This window comes from Lysobacter stagni (assembly GCF_030053425.1).
In the GTDB taxonomy this organism is placed as follows: Bacteria; Pseudomonadota; Gammaproteobacteria; order Xanthomonadales; family Xanthomonadaceae; genus Lysobacter_J; species Lysobacter_J stagni.
In genome coordinates, this window is record NZ_JASGBI010000001.1 from 1,847,441 (window position 1) to 1,864,722 (window position 17,282).

The 17,282-nt window shown below is 68.8% G+C and carries 19 protein-coding genes; 6 read left to right on the top strand and 13 right to left on the bottom strand.

Annotation, left to right across the window (positions count from 1 at the left end):
- Positions 1 to 11 precede the first annotated feature (11 nt).
- The 3 genes from QLQ15_RS08390 to QLQ15_RS08400 all read left to right on the top strand — a co-directional run bounded on the left by QLQ15_RS08390 (position 12) and on the right by QLQ15_RS08400 (position 1,866).
- Complete coding sequence (locus QLQ15_RS08390) at positions 12 to 806, top strand: thymidylate synthase (RefSeq protein ID WP_283212361.1); 795 nt, start codon at positions 12 to 14, stop codon at positions 804 to 806.
- 114 nt (positions 807 to 920) lie between these two features.
- Positions 921 to 1,367, top strand: coding sequence for a hypothetical protein (locus QLQ15_RS08395; protein WP_283212362.1), 447 nt, complete (start codon positions 921 to 923; stop codon positions 1,365 to 1,367).
- Position 1,368: 1 nt separating this feature from the next.
- A complete protein-coding gene (locus QLQ15_RS08400) occupies positions 1,369 to 1,866 on the top strand; it encodes a dihydrofolate reductase (protein WP_283212363.1) in 498 nt (165 codons plus the stop codon).
- Positions 1,867 to 1,900: 34 nt separating this feature from the next.
- On the opposite strand, the gene QLQ15_RS08405 is transcribed toward QLQ15_RS08400, so the two are convergent.
- The 6 genes from QLQ15_RS08405 to lptD all read right to left on the bottom strand — a co-directional run bounded on the left by QLQ15_RS08405 (position 1,901) and on the right by lptD (position 9,071).
- Positions 1,901 to 2,896, bottom strand: a complete 996-nt coding sequence (locus QLQ15_RS08405) for a symmetrical bis(5'-nucleosyl)-tetraphosphatase (protein WP_283212364.1) — start codon at positions 2,894 to 2,896, stop codon at positions 1,901 to 1,903.
- Between the two features lie 10 nt (positions 2,897 to 2,906).
- The gene (apaG, locus tag QLQ15_RS08410; protein WP_283212365.1) at positions 2,907 to 3,290 is read right to left on the bottom strand and encodes a Co2+/Mg2+ efflux protein ApaG; all 384 of its coding nucleotides are present in this window, start codon (positions 3,288 to 3,290) and stop codon (positions 2,907 to 2,909) included.
- Positions 3,291 to 3,395: 105 nt separating this feature from the next.
- Positions 3,396 to 4,208 carry a 16S rRNA (adenine(1518)-N(6)/adenine(1519)-N(6))-dimethyltransferase RsmA gene (gene rsmA / locus QLQ15_RS08415; RefSeq protein WP_283212366.1) on the bottom strand — a complete coding sequence of 271 codons (813 nt, stop codon included), beginning with the start codon at positions 4,206 to 4,208 and terminating at the stop codon, positions 3,396 to 3,398.
- Entirely contained in the window at positions 4,205 to 5,188 is a 984-nt protein-coding gene (pdxA, locus tag QLQ15_RS08420) for a 4-hydroxythreonine-4-phosphate dehydrogenase PdxA (RefSeq protein WP_283212367.1), read from the bottom strand. Before pdxA ends, rsmA begins: the two co-directional genes overlap by 4 nt.
- An 8-nt stretch (positions 5,189 to 5,196) precedes the next feature.
- Positions 5,197 to 6,615 (bottom strand): peptidylprolyl isomerase, encoded by a 1,419-nt coding sequence (locus tag QLQ15_RS08425; protein ID WP_283212368.1) that lies wholly within the window; start codon positions 6,613 to 6,615, stop codon positions 5,197 to 5,199.
- Positions 6,612 to 9,071, bottom strand: a complete 2,460-nt coding sequence (lptD, locus tag QLQ15_RS08430) for an LPS assembly protein LptD (RefSeq protein WP_283212369.1) — start codon at positions 9,069 to 9,071, stop codon at positions 6,612 to 6,614. Before lptD ends, QLQ15_RS08425 begins: the two co-directional genes overlap by 4 nt.
- 125 nt (positions 9,072 to 9,196) lie before the next feature.
- Between lptD and msrB the strand changes: the two genes are divergently transcribed.
- Entirely contained in the window at positions 9,197 to 9,622 is a 426-nt protein-coding gene (gene msrB / locus QLQ15_RS08435) for a peptide-methionine (R)-S-oxide reductase MsrB (protein WP_283212370.1), read from the top strand.
- Positions 9,623 to 9,632: 10 nt separating this feature from the next.
- Here the strand turns inward: msrB and QLQ15_RS08440 are convergent, their stop codons facing one another.
- The 3 genes from QLQ15_RS08440 to QLQ15_RS08450 are packed head-to-tail and all read right to left on the bottom strand — an operon-like array spanning position 9,633 to position 11,766.
- Positions 9,633 to 10,553 (bottom strand): histone deacetylase family protein, encoded by a 921-nt coding sequence (locus QLQ15_RS08440; RefSeq protein WP_283213973.1) that lies wholly within the window; start codon positions 10,551 to 10,553, stop codon positions 9,633 to 9,635.
- A 29-nt stretch (positions 10,554 to 10,582) separates the two neighbouring features.
- Positions 10,583 to 11,137: a cob(I)yrinic acid a,c-diamide adenosyltransferase gene (locus QLQ15_RS08445; protein ID WP_283212371.1), complete on the bottom strand. Its 555-nt coding sequence runs from the start codon at positions 11,135 to 11,137 to the stop codon at positions 10,583 to 10,585.
- A gap of 47 nt (positions 11,138 to 11,184) precedes the next feature.
- The gene (locus QLQ15_RS08450) at positions 11,185 to 11,766 is read right to left on the bottom strand and encodes a DUF6580 family putative transport protein (protein ID WP_283212372.1); all 582 of its coding nucleotides are present in this window, start codon (positions 11,764 to 11,766) and stop codon (positions 11,185 to 11,187) included.
- A 53-nt stretch (positions 11,767 to 11,819) separates the two neighbouring features.
- On the opposite strand from QLQ15_RS08450, the gene ubiH reads away from it, so the two are divergent.
- Positions 11,820 to 13,091, top strand: a complete 1,272-nt coding sequence (ubiH, locus tag QLQ15_RS08455) for a 2-octaprenyl-6-methoxyphenyl hydroxylase (RefSeq protein ID WP_283212373.1) — start codon at positions 11,820 to 11,822, stop codon at positions 13,089 to 13,091.
- Positions 13,088 to 14,299, top strand: a complete 1,212-nt coding sequence (locus QLQ15_RS08460; protein ID WP_283212374.1) for an FAD-dependent oxidoreductase — start codon at positions 13,088 to 13,090, stop codon at positions 14,297 to 14,299. The genes ubiH and QLQ15_RS08460 overlap by 4 nt, the downstream gene beginning before the upstream one ends.
- 68 nt (positions 14,300 to 14,367) lie before the next feature.
- Here the strand turns inward: QLQ15_RS08460 and QLQ15_RS08465 are convergent, their stop codons facing one another.
- The 4 genes from QLQ15_RS08465 to QLQ15_RS08480 all read right to left on the bottom strand — a co-directional run bounded on the left by QLQ15_RS08465 (position 14,368) and on the right by QLQ15_RS08480 (position 17,276).
- Complete coding sequence (locus QLQ15_RS08465; RefSeq protein WP_283212375.1) at positions 14,368 to 15,051, bottom strand: EF-hand domain-containing protein; 684 nt, start codon at positions 15,049 to 15,051, stop codon at positions 14,368 to 14,370.
- Between the two features lie 90 nt (positions 15,052 to 15,141).
- The gene (gene rlmM, locus QLQ15_RS08470; RefSeq protein WP_283212376.1) at positions 15,142 to 16,221 is read right to left on the bottom strand and encodes a 23S rRNA (cytidine(2498)-2'-O)-methyltransferase RlmM; all 1,080 of its coding nucleotides are present in this window, start codon (positions 16,219 to 16,221) and stop codon (positions 15,142 to 15,144) included.
- Between the two features lie 48 nt (positions 16,222 to 16,269).
- Entirely contained in the window at positions 16,270 to 16,845 is a 576-nt protein-coding gene (locus QLQ15_RS08475; RefSeq protein ID WP_283212377.1) for a nucleoside deaminase, read from the bottom strand.
- Positions 16,845 to 17,276 carry a hypothetical protein gene (locus QLQ15_RS08480; protein WP_283212378.1) on the bottom strand — a complete coding sequence of 144 codons (432 nt, stop codon included), beginning with the start codon at positions 17,274 to 17,276 and terminating at the stop codon, positions 16,845 to 16,847. Before QLQ15_RS08480 ends, QLQ15_RS08475 begins: the two co-directional genes overlap by 1 nt.
- Positions 17,277 to 17,282: the final 6 nt, after the last annotated feature.

Consider the following 17,282-nt stretch of genomic DNA (forward strand, 5'->3'; position numbering starts at 1 on the left):
GGAGTGATGCGATGAAGCAGTACCTCGACCTGCTGCGCCACGTGCTGGAACACGGCACCGACAAGGCCGACCGCACCGGTACCGGCACGCGCAGCGTGTTCGGCTGGCAGATGCGCTTCAACTTGTCCGAGGGGTTTCCCCTGGTCACCACGAAGAAGCTGCATCTGCGTTCCATCGTGCACGAACTTCTGTGGTTCCTGCAGGGCGAAACCAACGTCGCCTACCTGAAGGACAACAAGGTCAGCATCTGGGACGAGTGGGCCGACGCCGACGGCGAACTTGGCCCGGTCTACGGCAAGCAGTGGCGACGCTGGGCGGGCGCGGATGGCATCGAGATCGACCAGATCCGCTGGGTCGTGGACGAGATCAAGCGCAATCCGGATTCGCGCCGGCTGATCGTGTCGGCCTGGAACGTGGCCGACCTTCCGCGCATGGCGCTGATGCCGTGCCACACGATGTTCCAGTTCTACGTCGCCGACGGAAAACTCAGCTGCCAGCTCTACCAGCGCAGCGGCGACATCTTCCTGGGCGTGCCGTTCAACATCGCCAGCTACGCGCTGCTCACGCACATGGTGGCGCAGGTCTGCGGGCTGGGCGTGGGCGATTTCGTGCACACGCTGGGCGATGCGCACCTGTACTCCAACCATTTCGAACAGGCGCGCGAGCAGCTCTCGCGCACGCCGCGCGCATTGCCGCAGTTGCGCCTGAACCCGGACGTGAAGGACATCTTCGGTTTCACCTACGACGACATCGCCATCGAGCACTACGACCCGCTGCCCGCCATCAAGGCGCCCGTGGCGGTGTGAAACGACCTGGGGGGGGGATTCGTGACACGACATGCGTTCAGTACGTGCCTGCTGCTGGCGGGCGTTCTCGTTTCGACGGCCCACGCGGCGACGCCTGATGGCGCCGCCGGCACGATGCAACTGCCCGAGGGCGTGAAGGTCACGGCGGTGCAGGGCGAGCCAGGCGATGCCGAGCGTACCGTCTGGGCGCTGGACTGCGACGGTGCGGATGGACTGGAGCGCGCCGTGCTGGATCAGGTTTGCAGTCCGCATGCCGGCAAGGCTGTGACGACCGATGACAGCCTCGGCCAGCTCGCGACGATGAGCACCATCGCGGGCAACTACGAGATTCGCGAACCGTCGCGCTGGACGCAGCTCGCGTCGCAGCGCGCGTACCTGACGGAAGGCGTCCGCGGCGAGGACGTGCTCATCACCCACTGGCTCGTGGGATCGGGCGACGCGCTGGTTTCGATCCGCTTCGAGCGTCTTGCCGGCGCCCCGATCGAGCGCGGCGTGCTGGATGCGATCGAGCACATGCGGTTGTCCTGCGGCCCCATCGCGACGGTCGCCGTTGAAGGCTGACATGAAGCTGTCGTTGATCGCCGCGCTCGACCGCAACTTCGCCATCGGTCGCGACAACGACCTGCCGTGGCGCCTGCCGGACGACCTCAAGCGCTTCAAGGCGCTCACGCTGGGCAAGCCCGTGCTGATGGGGCGCAAGACCGCACAGTCGCTGGGTCGTGCGCTGCCAGGACGTCGCAACCTGGTGCTGACGCGCTCGGACACGGTGCCGTTCGACGGGATGCAGGCCGTCGCGTCGGTGGACGAGGCGCTGCACATCGCGGCGTCGGACGGTGCGCAGGAGCTGTGCGTGATCGGCGGCGGCGAGGTCTACGCGCTGTGCCTGCCGCGGGCCACGCACCTGCACCTCACGCATGTCGATACCGACGTGAACGGTGCGGATGCGTTCTTCCCGATGTTTGACCCGTCGCAGTGGCGCATCGTCGCGCGCGAGCCGCACACCGTCGATGCGAAGCACGCATTCGCGTTCGAATTCGTGGATTACGAACGCAGCGCGTAGCCCACCTCACGCGCGCTGGCGTGAGGCGTCCGGATCAGTCGTGATCGCTTTCGACCGGCACGTCGCGCGCCGGTTCGTTCTGGCGTGGCTGCGTCTGTTGCTGCTGCGGGTGAGGGCGATGGTTGCGGCGCGGTTGCCCATTCTGCTGCGGCCGACGCGGACGGCGATCGTCCGGGTGGTGCGGCGGGCGCGGACGCGGCGGTTGCGCTGGCACGTCGCGGCCCGGCACCTGCACGAGGCGCAGCTCGTCGGTGTCCAGCTGCAGTGCGGTGAGCTTGCCGCCCCACACGGCGCCGGTGTCGATCGCATGCACGCCGTGGCCGATGAACAGCCCCAGCGTGGACCAGTGTCCGCACACGATTTTCAGATCCCGCTCGGCGCGTCCCGGCACTTCGTACCAGGGGTACAGGCCAGCAGGCTGCGTGCCCGGGCTGCCCTTGTCCTCGAACGAGATGCGGCCGCGCGGCGTGCAGTAACGCAGGCGCGTGAAGATGTTGATGATGGCGCGATGGCGGTCCATGCCGGCGAGCTTGGGATGCCAGGCCGGCTTGTCGCCGTACATGTTCTTGAGCAGGCGGCGGAACTGGTCGCTGTGCAGGCGTTCTTCCACTTCCCGCGCGAGGCGTTCGGCCATCTGCGTGGTCCACTGCGGCGCAAGCGCGGCGTGCACCATCATCCAGCCCAGCGAGCGGTCCACGTGCACCAGCTTCTGCATGCGCAGCCAGTCCAGCAGAACGTCGCGATCCTCGGCCAGCACGATGCGCTGCAGGTCCGGATTGACCTTGCGCTGCTCCTCCTCGCGGCGCTCGCCGATGGCCAGCAGCGAGAGGTCGTGGTTGCCCAGCACCACCACGCTGTGTTCCCGCAGCGAATGCACCAGCCGCAGGGTTTCCAGCGACTGTCCACCACGGTTGACCAGGTCGCCGCAGAACCAGAGCTTGTCGCGCGCCGGATCGAACGCGATGCGTTCCAGCAGGCGCTGGGTCGCGTCGTAACAGCCCTGCAGGTCGCCGATGGCCCAGATACTCATGCGTCGGCGCTCAGTGCAGCGTGCGGGGCACGGAGAGGCTGAAGGGCGGGATGGGGGCGTCGAAGCTCGTGCCGTCATCGGCAAGCATGCGATAGGTGCCTTCCATCATGCCGTGCGTGGTTTCCAGCACGGCGCCGGACGTGTATTCGAAATCGTCGCCCGGACGCAGCCAGGGCTGTTCGCCGACCACGCCTTCACCTTCGACCTCCTGGACGTTGCCGTTGCCATCGGTGATGTACCAGTGGCGGCGCGTCAGGCGCGCGGGCACGCGTCCGCTGTTGCGGATGCTGATGGTGTAGGCGAAGACATAACGGTCCTGGCCCGGCTCGGACTGCTCGTCGAGATAGCGGGTCGCCACGGAGATGTCGATGGCGTAATCGGTACTGCGTTCCATGCAGACAGTGTAGGGGGTGAGGCGCGGTATAGGTCAACGCGGCGTATGCGCGGGATGAAGCGGAGGTTGGGAGGCATCGCGCGTGCGACCCGCGCACGCCGTGTTTCAGCGGGCAGCCAGTGAGTTGGCCAGCCGGACGAAGTCCGCGACCTCGATCTGTTCGGCCCGCGCTTCCGGACGGACGCCCGCGGCGGCGATGGCATCGGCATCGCACAGGTTCGACAACGCATTGCGCAGCGTCTTGCGGCGCTGTCCGAAGGCGTCGCGCACCACGGCGGAGTACATCGTGGGATCCGTGATGCCGATGGTGTCGGGTGCGCGCGGCACCAGCCGCACGACGGCCGAGTCCACTTTCGGCGGCGGACGGAACGCGCCCGGCGGTACGTCGAACAGCGGCGTGACATGGCAGTACGCCTGCAGCATCACGCCCAGGCGCCCATACACCTTGCTGCCCGGGCCGGCGGCCATGCGGTCCACGACTTCCTTCTGCAGCATGAAATGCATGTCGCGGATCGCCGCTGCATGTTCGAGCGCGTGGAACAGGATGGGCGAGGAGAGGTTGTAGGGCAGGTTGCCGACCAGGCGGATCTGCCCATCGCCACCGGTGTTGTGGGCCAGTGCGGAGAAATCGACGGTGAGCACGTCGCGGTGGATCACCTCCAGCGTGCCGTGCGCGCGTGCGGCTTCGGTCAGCGGGAAGATGAGGTCGCGGTCGAACTCGATCACGGTGAGTTCGCCGTGGCGATCGAGCAGCGGGAAGGTGATGGCGCCCTGTCCCGGGCCGATCTCGACGAGCCGGTCGCCCGGTTTCGGATCGACCGCCTGCACGATCTTGTCGATGATCCCGCGCTCGTGCAGGAAGTGCTGGCCGAGGTGCTTCTTGGCCGGTTCGGTGAAGGTGTGGCTGCGCGTGCTCATGCGGGCAGGGTACGGCGTATGCGGGCGATGCGGGCGCAGGTATCGGCGGCCGCGAACAGGCTGGACGGGTCGGCGGTGCCTTTGCCCGCCAGTTCGAGGGCGGTGCCGTGGTCGACCGCGACACGCGGATAGGGCAGGCCCAGGGTCAGGTTCACCGCGCGCTCGAAGCCGCTGAACTTCAGCACCGGCAGGCCCTGGTCGTGGTACATGGCGACGACGGCGTCGAACCCGCGCAGCTTTGCCGGCAGGAAGGCCGTATCGGCGGGCAGCGGGCCAACCAGCGTCATGCCCTGCGCCCGCAGCGCGGCCAGCACGGGCTCGATGACATCCAGTTCTTCGCGTCCGAGGTGCCCGGCTTCGCCCGCGTGCGGGTTGAGGCCCAGGACAGCGATGACCGGCGCTGGAATCCCGAAGTCGCGACGGAGCGCCTCGTGGGTGATGTGCAGCGTGCGCGCCAGGGCGTCGGGAGTGATCGCATCGGCGACCGCGCGCAGCGGCAGGTGCGTGGTGACCAGCGCCACGCGCACGACGTCGTTGGCCAGCATCATCACCACGTCGGCGCCGGCCTGTTCGGCGAGCAGTTCGGTGGTGCCGCTGTAGGCGATGCCGCCCTCGTTGATCGCGGCCTTGTGTACCGGGCCCGTCACGATGCCGTCGAAGCGGCCGTCGAGGCAGCCCTGGGCGGCTTCTTGCAGCGCCCGGATCACGGCAGGGGCGTTGCGGGGATCGGGCTGGCCGAACGGCGGCGCGACGGCGTTGGGGATCTCGACCAGGGCCAGTTCGCCGGGTCGGAGCGCTGGCGTGTCCGCGTCGACAAGACGCAGCGGCTGGCCGATCGCATCGGCCGCGCGCTGCAACTGGAGCGGATCCGCGAAAACGACCAGCGAGTGGTCGCGCGGCTGATGGGCCAGCCGCACGCACAATTCAGGACCGATCCCGGCCGGTTCCCCCGGCACCAGCGCGAGCCGTACCGGGGTCATGTCCGGACTCAGCCGCCCTGGCGGTTCGGAGGCGGGCCGTGGGGCCTGCCCGGCGGCGGAGCGGGCGGGCCGTCCGGAGTGGCGGCCGGGGCAGGAGCGGCTTCAGCCGCCTTGCCGACGCGCACGTCGACGAAGGCTTCGCCGCGCATTTCGCGCAGGAAGCGGTTCCATTCGTCTTCCATCTTGCGACGGCCGATCGTTTCCTGGACCTGGGCGCGGCGGTTCTTGTCGCCCATGTCCGACTGGCGCGTGTCTTCCAGCTTCACCAGGTGGTAGCCGGCCGGCGTGCGTACGGGCGCGGACACCTGGCCGGGCTGCAGTCCGGCGACGGCGCTGCCGAAATCGGGACCGAACTGGTCGCGGGTGAACCAGCCCAGCTCGCCACCCTTGGCGGCGCTGCTCTGATCCTGCGAGTTCTCCTGCGCCAGCGTGGCGAAGTCGGCGCCACCCATCAGGCGGGCCTGCAACGTCTCGGCCTTGGCCTTCGCCTTGGCGTCCTCGGCGGGGTCTTCGACGCGGATGAGGATGTGGCGCGCCTGGTATTCGGTGACCATCGTCGGCGCCGCCTGCGAGGCGTCGCGCGTCTCGACCAGCTTGACCAGCTGGAAGCCGCTGGGACCGCGGATCGGGGTGGTGACCTGGCCCGGCGTCATCGAACGCATCATCGAGGCGAAGGCGGTCGGGATCTCGTCGTTGCTGCGCCAGCCCAGGTCGCCGCCTTCCAGCGCGTTGGGGCTGTCCGAATAACGCACGGCGGCGGCTGCGAAATCCATCTCGCCGCGGTCGAGCAGGCCCTTCACGCCCTCGATCTTGCGCTGTGCCGTGGCGATCTGCTCCGGCGTGGCGCCCTCGGGCAGGGCCACCAGGATGTGGGCCAGGTGGTACTGCACGCCGGCATTGGCCTGCGCGCTCATGGCGGCGTCGACCTCGGCCTCGCTGACGCTGACGCGGCTCTGCGCGAAACGCTGGCGCAGGCGCTGGATCAGCAGTTCATCGCGGATCGAGGTGCGGAAATCCGCGTAGGAGGTTCCCTCGTTGGCCAGCTGCTGGCGCAGCTGCTCCGGAGTGACCCTGTTCTGCGCGGCGATACCGCCGATGGCCTGATCGACCTCCTGGTCGGTCACGCGCACGCCGGTGCCCTGGGCGCGGGCGACCTGCAGCTTCACCAGGATCAGGCGCTCGAGCACCTGTCGCTCCAGCACGTCGCGAGGCGGCAGCTGGTTCTCGCGGCCGGCGTACTGGGCCAGGATGTTGTTGACGGCCCGGTCCAGTTCCGTCTTGAGAATCACGTCCTCGTCGACCACCGCGGCGATGCCGTCGATGGGGGTGACGGAGGAGGTGGCCTGTTGGGCCAGCGCAGTCGCGCCGGGCAGGGCGGCGGCGGAGAGCACCGCGACGGCAAGGGCGGACGCGAGTAGTTTCTTCATAGGGTCGGATCGGGGGTGGATTCGTCTCGGCTGCCGGTGTTCAGGCGCTCCGTGGAGCTGGGCGGCACGAGAAAGAGGTCGTCGCGGTCGTAGCCGAGAATACCACGGCGTAACGCGCGCTCCGTGTTCTGGCCGGCGGAGCCAAGGCCCTTCAGCTCGAATTCGAACATGATGCGGGTGTCCAGTTCGCCATCGCGATTGCGCAGGTATCGGCGGCCCACCAGGCGTGCGGCCAGGCAGCAGCTTTCCCATTGGACGCCGGCGATGGTCTCGAGTTCCCGCTTGTCGAGAATCGAGTAGTAGTACCGGCCGACCACGCTCCAGGTCTGGTTGATCGGGTACAGGAACGAGAAGTCGACCTGTTCGAGCAGATCGCGGCTGCTGGGCGGGTCGATGCCCTCGCGGAAGGCCGCGTTGCGACGGTAGCGGTAGCCCAGGTTGACGATGCCGCGGTCGCCCAGCAGGTAGCGCACGCGCAGGCTGGTCATGTCCTCGCCGCGGTACTTCGGGTTCCACATGTAGGTGGCGCCCAGGGTCCAGCGGTCGTTGGGCATGACGCTGGCGTCGGCGACCCACGCCGACTTGCCCTGTTCGATGGGCGTCTCGCCCGGCAGCGTCACCCGGCTGTCGTCGAAGTACTGGATCTGGCCGATGCTGGCGGCCAGGCGCTCGCGGCCGTCTTCCTCGCTGATGAAGCGCGTGGTCAGGGCCGCGGTCAGCTGGTTCGCGTCGGTCTGGCGGTCCGCGCCGGTATAGCGGTTGTCGCGGAACAGCTGGCCCCAGCTGAAGGTCATCGTCGACGTATCGAAGACCGGGAAATCGTCCTGGTTCCGGTACGGCACGTTGAGGTAATAGAGGCGCGGCTCGAGCGTGTGCAGGTACGGGCTGCCGCGGAACTCGGTGTTGCGGTCGAAGTACAGGCCGGCGTCGAGCGAGGTGATCGGCAGGCTGCGGGTCAGGGTGCGGTCGCCGAACTGCTCCGGCGTCGCGGTGCCGCCGAACCGGCGCACGAACTCCTCCGAACGCTCGGTGCCGTTGCCGTCCAACTGGTAGGCCGTGTATCGCCAGGCCAGCTTGGGCCGGATGAACCAGCTGGCGCCTTCCAGCGGCATGGCGATGTAAGGCTTGATGTCCAGGCGGCTGCCACCGAGGAACTCGGTGTGGTCGAACCGGACCGCCTCGCCGTCCACGCCGACTTCCAGCCACGGATGCACCGGCTGGCCCCAGTGGCCATAGGCGCGCGGCACCCGGTCGAAGGCCAGGTTCGCATCGGTCAGCGTGTAGTCGGCGAGCTGGTAGTGGTCGGCCATGAGCCCGGCGTTCCAGTACCGGCCAAAGCCGTAGATGCCGGCATCGCTGCGGATCGAGTAGTTCGAGATGCCGTACAGGCTGCTGCTGAAGTCTTCGAAGTAATGCGTGTCGCTGACCCAGCCCAGGTTCGCGTTGGCGTACCAGGTGCTGTTGATCGCATGGGTGGTGGTGAGCGCGAACTGCCCGCGGTTCTTGTCCGGCAGGCTCGACATGCCCTCGCCGACTTCCGGCGTCAGGTAGCGTTCGGGCTCATCGCGCGGCAGCTTGTCGCTGGGCATCCAGTTGCCGTAGACCTCGCCCTTGCCGCGCGGGTACAGCCAGCGGAACTCCGCCCCGATCAGCCCGCCGCGGTCGCTCATGTAGCGCGGATAGAGCGTGGAGTCGTAGTTGGGCGCGAGGTTGAGGTAGATCGGCTGCTTGTAGTCGAAACCGTTGCGGCCGGAGAAGGCGATCTGCGGATAGAGCAGGCCGGTGCGGCGACGGTCGTCGACCGGGAAGGTGAACCACGGTACGTACAGCACCGGCACCCGGCCGATGCGTACTGTCGCGTTGCGCGCGACGCCCATGCCACCCTCGGTGTCGATGTCGATGCGGCTGGCGCGCAGTTCCCAGTCGCGCTGGTCCGGCGCGCAGGTGGAGTACGTGGACCCGATCATGTGCCCGCGCGGGCCATCGAGTTCGATGCGGTCCGCGCCGCCGCTGCCGCGACGCCCGGTGAGCTGGTACCGCACGTCCTCGATGGTGTGCTGGTCGGTGGTCTGGTTGCCCTCGGCGCGTTCGGCGACGATGCGCATGCCGGCGTCCTGGTAACGCACGTTGCCGATCGCGCTGTAGCGGCCGGTCTCTTCGTTGAAGGTGAGCTTGTCGGTGCCCAGGAACTGGTCGCCGCGGTTCAGGCGCACGTTGTCCTGCACGACGATGTCCTGGGCGGTGCCGGCGCGCTCGAGCTGGCCGCCGGCGATGTCGGTCGGCTCGCCGGAACGGGCGGCCATGTCGCCGACGGGCGGGGGTGCATCGTCGAAGGCGGGCACGGCATCGACGATCGGACACAGGCCCCAGTTCTCCTCGTCGCCGTCGGCCGCATGCGCCGGCAGGGCCAGCGCGATGCACAGCGACAACGGGAGTAGTCGTAGGGGTTTGCGCACTCGGAGACCGTGATCGTCGACGTACTTAAACGGGTCGCTAGCTTGCCGTATCCCTTGCAAGCGGGCAACGCGACCACCATCTTGCGCCTACCGCTGTTCATTTCCGCGTCAAGACAGGAGTGGCCATGTCCCAGTTGCCTTCCGACCCCGCGTGCGTGGTCAAGACCGACGAGCAGTGGCGCGATCAATTGAGTCCGGAGCAGTACGCCGTGTGCCGCTGCTCGGCCACCGAGCGCGCCTTCACCGGCCGGTTCTGGAACCACAAGGAAACCGGCACGTATACCTGCGTGGCCTGTGCCGCGCCGCTGTTTTCGTCGGCGGCCAAGTACGATTCCGGCAGCGGCTGGCCGAGTTACTGGGAGCCCATCTCGCCCGAAGCCGTCACCGAGCACGTCGACGAAAGCCATGGGATGCGCCGGGTCGAGGTGAAATGCGCGCGCTGCCAATCCCACCTGGGGCACGTGTTCCCCGACGGCCCGCCGCCGACCGGCCTTCGCTACTGCATCAATTCGGCGTCGCTGGATTTCGTCCCGGCGGCGTCCGCCGGCTGAAGCCGGACCTTCAGTCCAGGCCCTCGCGCAGCGCGGCCACGTGGGCGACGCTGCATTCGCGCAGCGCGGCCAGGTCGTAGCCGCCTTCCAGCATCGATACGACGCGGCCGTTGGCGTGGCGCAGCGCGATGGCCATCAGCTGGTGCGTCAGCCATGCGTAGTCGTCGGTTTCCAGCTGGATCTGCGCCAGCGGATCGCGCTTGTGCGCATCGAACCCGGCGGAGATGAAGAGCAGCTGCGGACGGAAGGAGTCCAGCGTGGGCAGCAGCTGGTCCTGCCAGACGCGCCGGAACACGTCGCTGCCGCTGTCCGGTGGAAGCGGCGCATTGACGATGTTGCCCACGCCGCGTTCGTTGGCGTACCCGGTGTCCGGGTACAGCGGCATCTGGTGCGAACTCAGGTACATCACGCGCGGATCGGTGTCGAAGATCGCCTGCGTGCCGTTGCCGTGGTGAACGTCGAAGTCCACCACCGCCACGCGCGACAGGCCGTGCTTGTCGCAGGCATGCGCGGCGGCCACGGCGATGTTGTTGAACAGGCAGAAGCCCATCGCCGCCGATGGTGTGGCGTGGTGGCCCGGCGGGCGAACCGCGCAGAACGCGCGCTTGATCTCGCCGTGCATCACCGCGTCGACCGCCGCCACGCCCGCGCCCGCAGCGCGCAACGCGGCCTCGGACGAGCCGGGCGCCAGCACGGTATCCGGGTCCAGCGCCATGGGGCCGTCGACGGGTGTGTCCAGCACCAGTGCCAGCAGCGCGTCGTCGTGCACGCGCAGCAGTTGTCCGCGACTGGCCCGTGGCGCTTCTTCCCAGTCGATATCGGAAAAATGCTCGCGCAGGCCTTCGGTCACGGCCACCAGACGCAACGGCCGTTCGGCATGGCCGGGGCCGGGATCGTGGCGCGTGCAGGCCGGATGGCTGTAGATGCGCATGAGGGTGGGGATGCGCGGCGCCGCGGGCATCAGGCCTTGCGGCGCTCGTGGTTCCACAGCACTTCGCCGTGACCGTCGGCGCGCGCCAGCACGCGGGCCAGCACGAACAGCAGATCCGACAGGCGGTTGAGGTAGCGCACCGCTTCCGGGCGCACCGCTTCAAGGCGTGACAGCGCCACGGCTTCGCGTTCGGCGCGTCGCACCACGGTGCGCGCGATATGGCAGCGCGCGGCCGCTTCGCCACCGCCCGGCAGGATGAAATCCTTCAGCGCAGGCAGCGGATCGTTGAACGCGTCGAGGTGCTGTTCCAGGCGATCGATGTCGTTGTCGAAGATCGCGGCGTGGCCGGGAATGCACAGCTCTCCGCCGAGATCGAACAGCTGGTGCTGCACCGTCGTCAGCAGCGTGCGCACGTCGTCCGGCACCGTGCTGGCCAGCACCAGCCCGATGCAGGAATTGGCTTCGTCGACGGTGCCGTACGCGGCCACGCGCGCCGAGTCTTTCGCGACGCGGCTGCCGTCGCCCAGACCGGTGGTGCCGTCGTCGCCGGTACGGGTGTAGATCTTCGAGAGGCGGTTGCCCATGAGCGCGAAGTCCCGGCGGAGCGGGCGCGTTGCCGCGCCCGCGTGCTTCAGACGGTCTGCGCGCGCAGCGCCGGCACGCGCTGGCGCAGCAGCGCGAACGTGCCGAACAGCAGGGCGGCGTAGAACAGCGTGCCCAGCACCGTCCACTGGAAGAACGGAATGCCGGCGATGTACGCCGCGGCCAGGCCGCCCGCGGTCATCGGATAGGTCGGCACCGGCTGGAACAGCCACGCGCCGAAGTTGGTCACCAGGAAGAACAGCACCGAGCCCATCAGCGAGTAGCCCAGCACGCGCGCGCCACTCACGCGGCCGCGCAGGCCCAGGCCCATGGCGGTGGTGAGCGCGACGCACAGGTACACCAGCCAGATGCCGCCATTGCCGAACCAGGTGGCGTACAGGCCGCCGTTGATGGCCGCCAGCGCCAGGTCGGACAGGAGCATGCCCAGCAGCGGCACGGCGAACGCCCAGCGCTTCGACGCGAAGTAGGCGCCGCCGAACAGGGCCACGGCTTCCACCGGCGAGAAGTTCGGCGGATGCGGCAGCACGCGCGTCAGCGCGGCAATGACGATCATGCCGGCGAGGACCAGCGGGCCGGGCGCGAAGATGGTGTCGGAAGCAGGGCGGTTCATCGTGGCAAGTTCTTGGGAAGGTAACGGCCTTCAGGAACCGCTAGCATAGCGCAATGCCTGTTGCGGACCCCTCACTGCCCCCCTCCACCGCGGCCGGGGACGACCGCGTCCACGACGTCCTGATCGTCGGCGGCGGCCTGGTCGGCGCCAGCCTGGCCATCGCTCTGGAGCGCCTGGATCTGACGGTTGGCCTCATCGAAGCCACGCCTTCGGGCGTGATGCCGGCTGTATTCGATGAGCGCAACCTCAGCTTCGCCGAGGCGACCCTCAAGGCCCTCACCGCCCTCGGCGTGATGCAGAAGATTCGTGCGCCGACGGCTCCGATCGAACGCATCCATGTCAGTCGCCGTGGCGATTTCGGCCGTACGTTGCTGGACGCTTCGAAGTACGGCCGCCGCGAGTTCGGCCGCATCGTGATCGCGCGCGATTTCGGCGAGGCGCTGGAAGCGCGGTTGGCGGAGCTGCCACGGTTGCGGCGTTATCGGCCGGCCCGGTTCATGGGGCTTGGCGAAGAAATCGATGGATTGCGCGCGGTGCGGATCGCCGACGATGGCGGCGAACGCCGGCTGTTCACCCGTCTGCTGGTCGCCGCCGACGGCACCCGCAGCGTGGTGCGCGATGCGCTGGGCATCGGCAACGTCGAACACGATTACCAGCAAACGGCGTTCGTCACGCGCCTGCGCGCCGGGCGCGGTCCCGATGGCACCGCATACGAACGTTTCGGCAACGACGGCCCCACCGCGCTGATGCCTCGGGGCGATCGCCATTTCGGACTCATCCATTGCGTCGCCCGCAAGGACGAGCAGGCTGTAGCGATGCTCGACGAGGCCGCGTTCCTTGCGCGCGCGCAGGACGCTTTCGGCTGGCGCGTCGGTCGTTTCCTTTCCTGTGGCGCGCGCAGCACCTATCCGCTGGTGCGTGTGCTCGCTGCCGCGTTGACCGCGCCGCGCGCCGTGCTCATCGGCAATGCCGCGCAGACCATCCACCCGATCGGCGCGCAGGGCTTCAACCTCGGCTTGCGCGATGCGCTCACGCTGGCCGAGCTGATCGCCGACGCGCGGGCGATCGATGCGCTTGCCGATTGCGGCGCCGCGCCGCTGCTGACGGCGTATGCGCAGCGACGTGGCGACGATCGCGAACGCACCGTGCGATTCTCCGATGGTCTCGCACGCCTTTCCTCGAACGACGCTCCGCTGCTGCGCCCGCTGCGCAGCCTGGGGTTGTTTGCGATCGACCGTCTGCCGTCGGCGCAGTCGCACCTGGTCGGTGGCGCCATGGGCTATCGCGGCGACGTGCCCGCGCTGTGCCGGGAGCCACGCGCATGAGTCGCCGCGGTGGGCTGGATGTCATCGTGGTCGGCGCCGGCGTGGTCGGCGCCGCGGCAGCGCTGGCCTTCGCGCGAGACGGGATGGACGTCGCGCTCGTCGAAGCGCGCGAGCCGCCGCACTGGCAGCGCCTGCCCACGGATTCGGACCGCATCGACCTGCGCGTGTATGCCTTCGCGCCGGACAACGCCGCGCTGCTCGATGATCTGGGCGTGTGGCGCGACATCGCATCCGCGCGCCTGCAGCCCTACCGCGCGATGCGCGTCTGGGACGCCGCCGGCGGTGGTGAGCTCTCGTTCGACGCAGACGCTTTCGGTCGTCGCGAACTGGGTTGGATTGTCGAGCACGCGCTGCTGGTGGATCGCCTGTGGTCGGCGTTGCCGCGCGCTGGCGTGCAGCTGCATTGTCCGGACAGCGTGGTCGGGCTGGAACAGGACGAGGCCGGCGCGTCGGTGCGACTGGAAAGCGGGCGTACCCTGCGCGCGAAACTCGTCGTGGCCGCCGACGGTGCCGAGTCGAAGCTGCGCGAACTGGCCGGCATCGAAACATCACGACACGATTACGGACAACGAGGGCTGGTGGCGTTCGTGGAAAGCGAACGCCCGCACCAGTCGACGTGCTGGCAGCGATTCCTCACCACAGGGCCGCTCGCGTTCCTGCCGTTCGCCGACGACGGTGAAGCGCCCGGGCGCGTGAGTTCCATCGTGTGGACGTTGCCGGAAGTCGAGGCAGCCCGCCTGCTGCAAGCCGACGACACCTCGTTCATGCGCGAACTCGAATCCGGTTTCTCGGGCACGCTGGGCGCATTGACGCGCGTGTCTAAGCGCGCGGCATTCTCGCTGCGTCTGCAACTGGCACAGCGCCTGGTGGCCGGACGCGTGGCCGTGATCGGTGATGCTGCGCACGCCGTGCATCCGCTGGCGGGGCAGGGCGTGAACCTGGGGTTGCGCGATGTGGCCACGTTGCGTCGCGTGATGGCCGACGCGCAGCGTCGCGGCGTGGATCCGGGTGCAGGCACACGCCTGTCGCGCTGGGCCCGTCAGCAGCGCAGCGCGAACGCCGTGTCGGCCTATGCCTTCGACGGCATCAACCGGCTGTTCTCCAACGATTCGGTCGCGGCCACGCTGCTGCGCGGGCCGTTGCTCGGTCTGGCCGGACGCATGCCCCCACTGGCGCACGCGTTCTGGCGCCACGCCGCGGGGCAGTAACGCCTGCGATGACCGATAAGCGAATCCCTCCCGGGCGGGAGGGATTCGCCGTTACCGGCAGCTTCGGGTCATTTACCGCCGGCAAGCTCGCGCTGCGAGAGGTGCCCGTCGTGATTGGCGTCGATCGTGTTGAAGTCCGTCGCCAGCGTGGTGTTGGACGCCGCTTCGGCGCGCGTGAGGTTGCCGTCGCGGTCGAGGTCGAGTGCGTTGAAGTCGACCTTCGCGGCGAGCGTGGAGTTCGGCGGGCTCGACGTGATCGTCGCCTGCGGTTGCACGCTGGCGGAGGCCGCGGTCGCGGCGCGCGGCGGAGGCGATGCGGGCGGCGGGTTGGCTTCCAGGGCCGCGGCATCGGCCTGCGCCTGTGCCTCGGCACTGGCGCTGCCGGCGACGGACGCCGCCGCGCTTGCATCGGCCGCGCCCATGGCGGGATTGGCGCCGACGTCCGCTACGCCCTGCGCGCCACGCGCGTCGTACGCGGCGTTGACCGCCTTGTTGGATGCCTTCTGCGCGGCATCGGCATGCTGGTGGACGGTGGTGTAGCCACCGGGCGTGGCCGCGGCGGCGTCGCGCGCCCGCTGCGCGCTCTGGCGTGCGATTTCGGCCTGGTCCGAAGCGGTTTGCGCCGCCGATTGCGCCTGCTGCGCGGACTTCGCCGGATTGGCCGCCGTGCGCTGTGCGAAGGCGGGGCTTGCGATGCCGAGGGCCACCGCCAGGGCGGCGGTGAGCAACGGAAGGGAATTGGCTGAGTTCATCGTCACGCTCTCGTTGGGGAGGGCGTAGGCGACGCTAGTCCCGCGACAGTCAACCGCGGGTAAATTTCCGCGTAACGCCACGGCGATCGTTCATCGTCGTGAGAGCGGCGTCACCGTGGCGAAGACCGTGATTTCCTCGCGATCGTGATACAGCTGCCGCGCGCGCACCTGCAGCGGCTTCTGCGCCTGGCGTTCGAACAGATCCAGGCAAAGTCGCGTCTCGTCCCAGCGCTTCTTCATCGGCAGCTTGAGGTTGAAGATGGTGTGGCGGCACCAGCCTTCGCGCAGCCAGGTGGCCATGCGTTCGGCGACTCGGCGTGGCTGCTCGACCATGTCGCAGACCATCCAGTCCAGCGGCGCGCGCGGTTGCCAGTGGAAGCCGTCCTCGCGCAGATGCTCCACGCGTCCGCCCTCGAGCAGCTTTTCCTGCAGGGGGCCGTTGTCGACCGAGATCACGCGCAGTCCCTGGCGCGTCAGCACCCAGCTCCAGCCGCCGGGCGACGCGCCCAGGTCGGCGCCACGCATGCCTTCGCGCAGCAGCTGTTCGCGTTCCTTCTCGCTCAGCAGCACCATCAGCGCTTCTTCCAGCTTCAGTGCCGAACGGCTGGGCGCGTCGGCATGCATGCGCAGGCGCGGGATGCCCAGCGGCCATGGCGCGCTGTCGCCGGCTTCGCCGATCGCGAGCAGCACGTGGTCGCCGGCGAGGAACACGACGTGCAATCTGGCGCGGCGCGGGTCATCGACACCCGTGAGCCAGCCGCGCTTGCGCAGCGCCGGACGCAGTGCATTGCCGAAACTGCGCGCGAGTCCGGCCAGTGGCTTGGCTTCGTCGGAATCGGGATGCTCCACCCAGACGTCGCCGAACGTGTACGCATTGGACAGAATGGTCTCGAGCGCGCGCAGGATCGGCGTGATGCGGTCCTTCGGATCCAGTCCGCGCAACTCGGAGATCCTGGTCAGCTTCTGCCGCGCGAAGATCAGCGAATCGAACGGCAACGCCTGCGACAGCGCGCCGGCTTCGGCGCCGAGGAACTCGACGAAGCCGCTGTTGCGCTGCGTGCGTGCGTAGCCCGGGTGGCCGGCGACCGCCGCGCGCTCGCCCAGTTCGGCGGCGAGCTCGGGCTCGAAGCCGGCGCGGCAGTAGCAGAGCAGGGCGTCGCCTGGAGTCATGGAATTCGCAAGAGGGAAGGTGCGTGCGCGCGGGATCGCGACGCGGGGTCAGTAACGTTCGCCGCCGGATTCGCCGTAGACCTTGAGCACCGCGCGGGCGTCGTCGCGATGCACGTCGCGCACGACCTCGATGCCACGGCGCTCCAGCTCGCCGACCCAGTCGGCGGGCAGCGGGCCTTCGTCGAACTCGGTCAGCGTTTCCACGTCCTCGCTGCGCGCGCCGATGACCAGCCGGTCGATGCCGGCCCAGATCGTCGCGCCATAGCATTGGCAGCACGGCTGCGACGAGGTCGCCAGCGTGATCGGCCCGATGTGTTCGCCGACCGCGTCCTCGTTGAGTCGCGCGCGCTGCGTGCGCTGTTGCGCCAGCATGTAGGTCATCGTCTCGGCGTGCGCCAGCGAGCAGCTGTGCGGCAACACGCGGTTCACGCCGACGGCGATGATGCGGTCGTCGGGGCCGAACACCGCCGCGCCGAACGGACCACCGCTGCCGGCTTCGATGTTCAGTCGCGACAGGTGGATGGCGAGTTCGACCTTGGCTTCATCGCCCGCGTACGCGCGATCGGTGTCGACCGCCTCGTGCACCCACGCCGGCAGGGTGAGATGGACCTGCGCGTACAGCATCAGTGCACCATCTCCACTTCGGCGATCTTGTCCTTGCACTGGCCCTGCACGCACTGGCAGCCCTCGATGGGCTTGAAGCCACACACCGACATGCGCCCGCTGCGCGCGCATTCGCGCTGCACGCCTTCGGGATCGGTCGGACTGTCGACGTTCACGCACGCCGGCAACGAACCGCAGCAGTTGCCGACGTTCTTCACGATGCACTGTGCATCGGTGGTGCAGCTGCGATCGATCACGACGGGCGCGTCGCGGCCGCCGGGGCGCGCGGCCGGTCGCGCGTCGGTGCGGGCCGGGCGGGTCGCGCCTTGCGTGGGCGCGGGGGCCTGCGTCGATTCCGGTGCGGCGGTCGGCGCACTGTCGGCCGGCGCCGCTGCGCAGGCGGCGAGCAGGCAGATCGACAGGGCCAGCAGTGCGGTCAGAAAGCGACGCATGGAGTT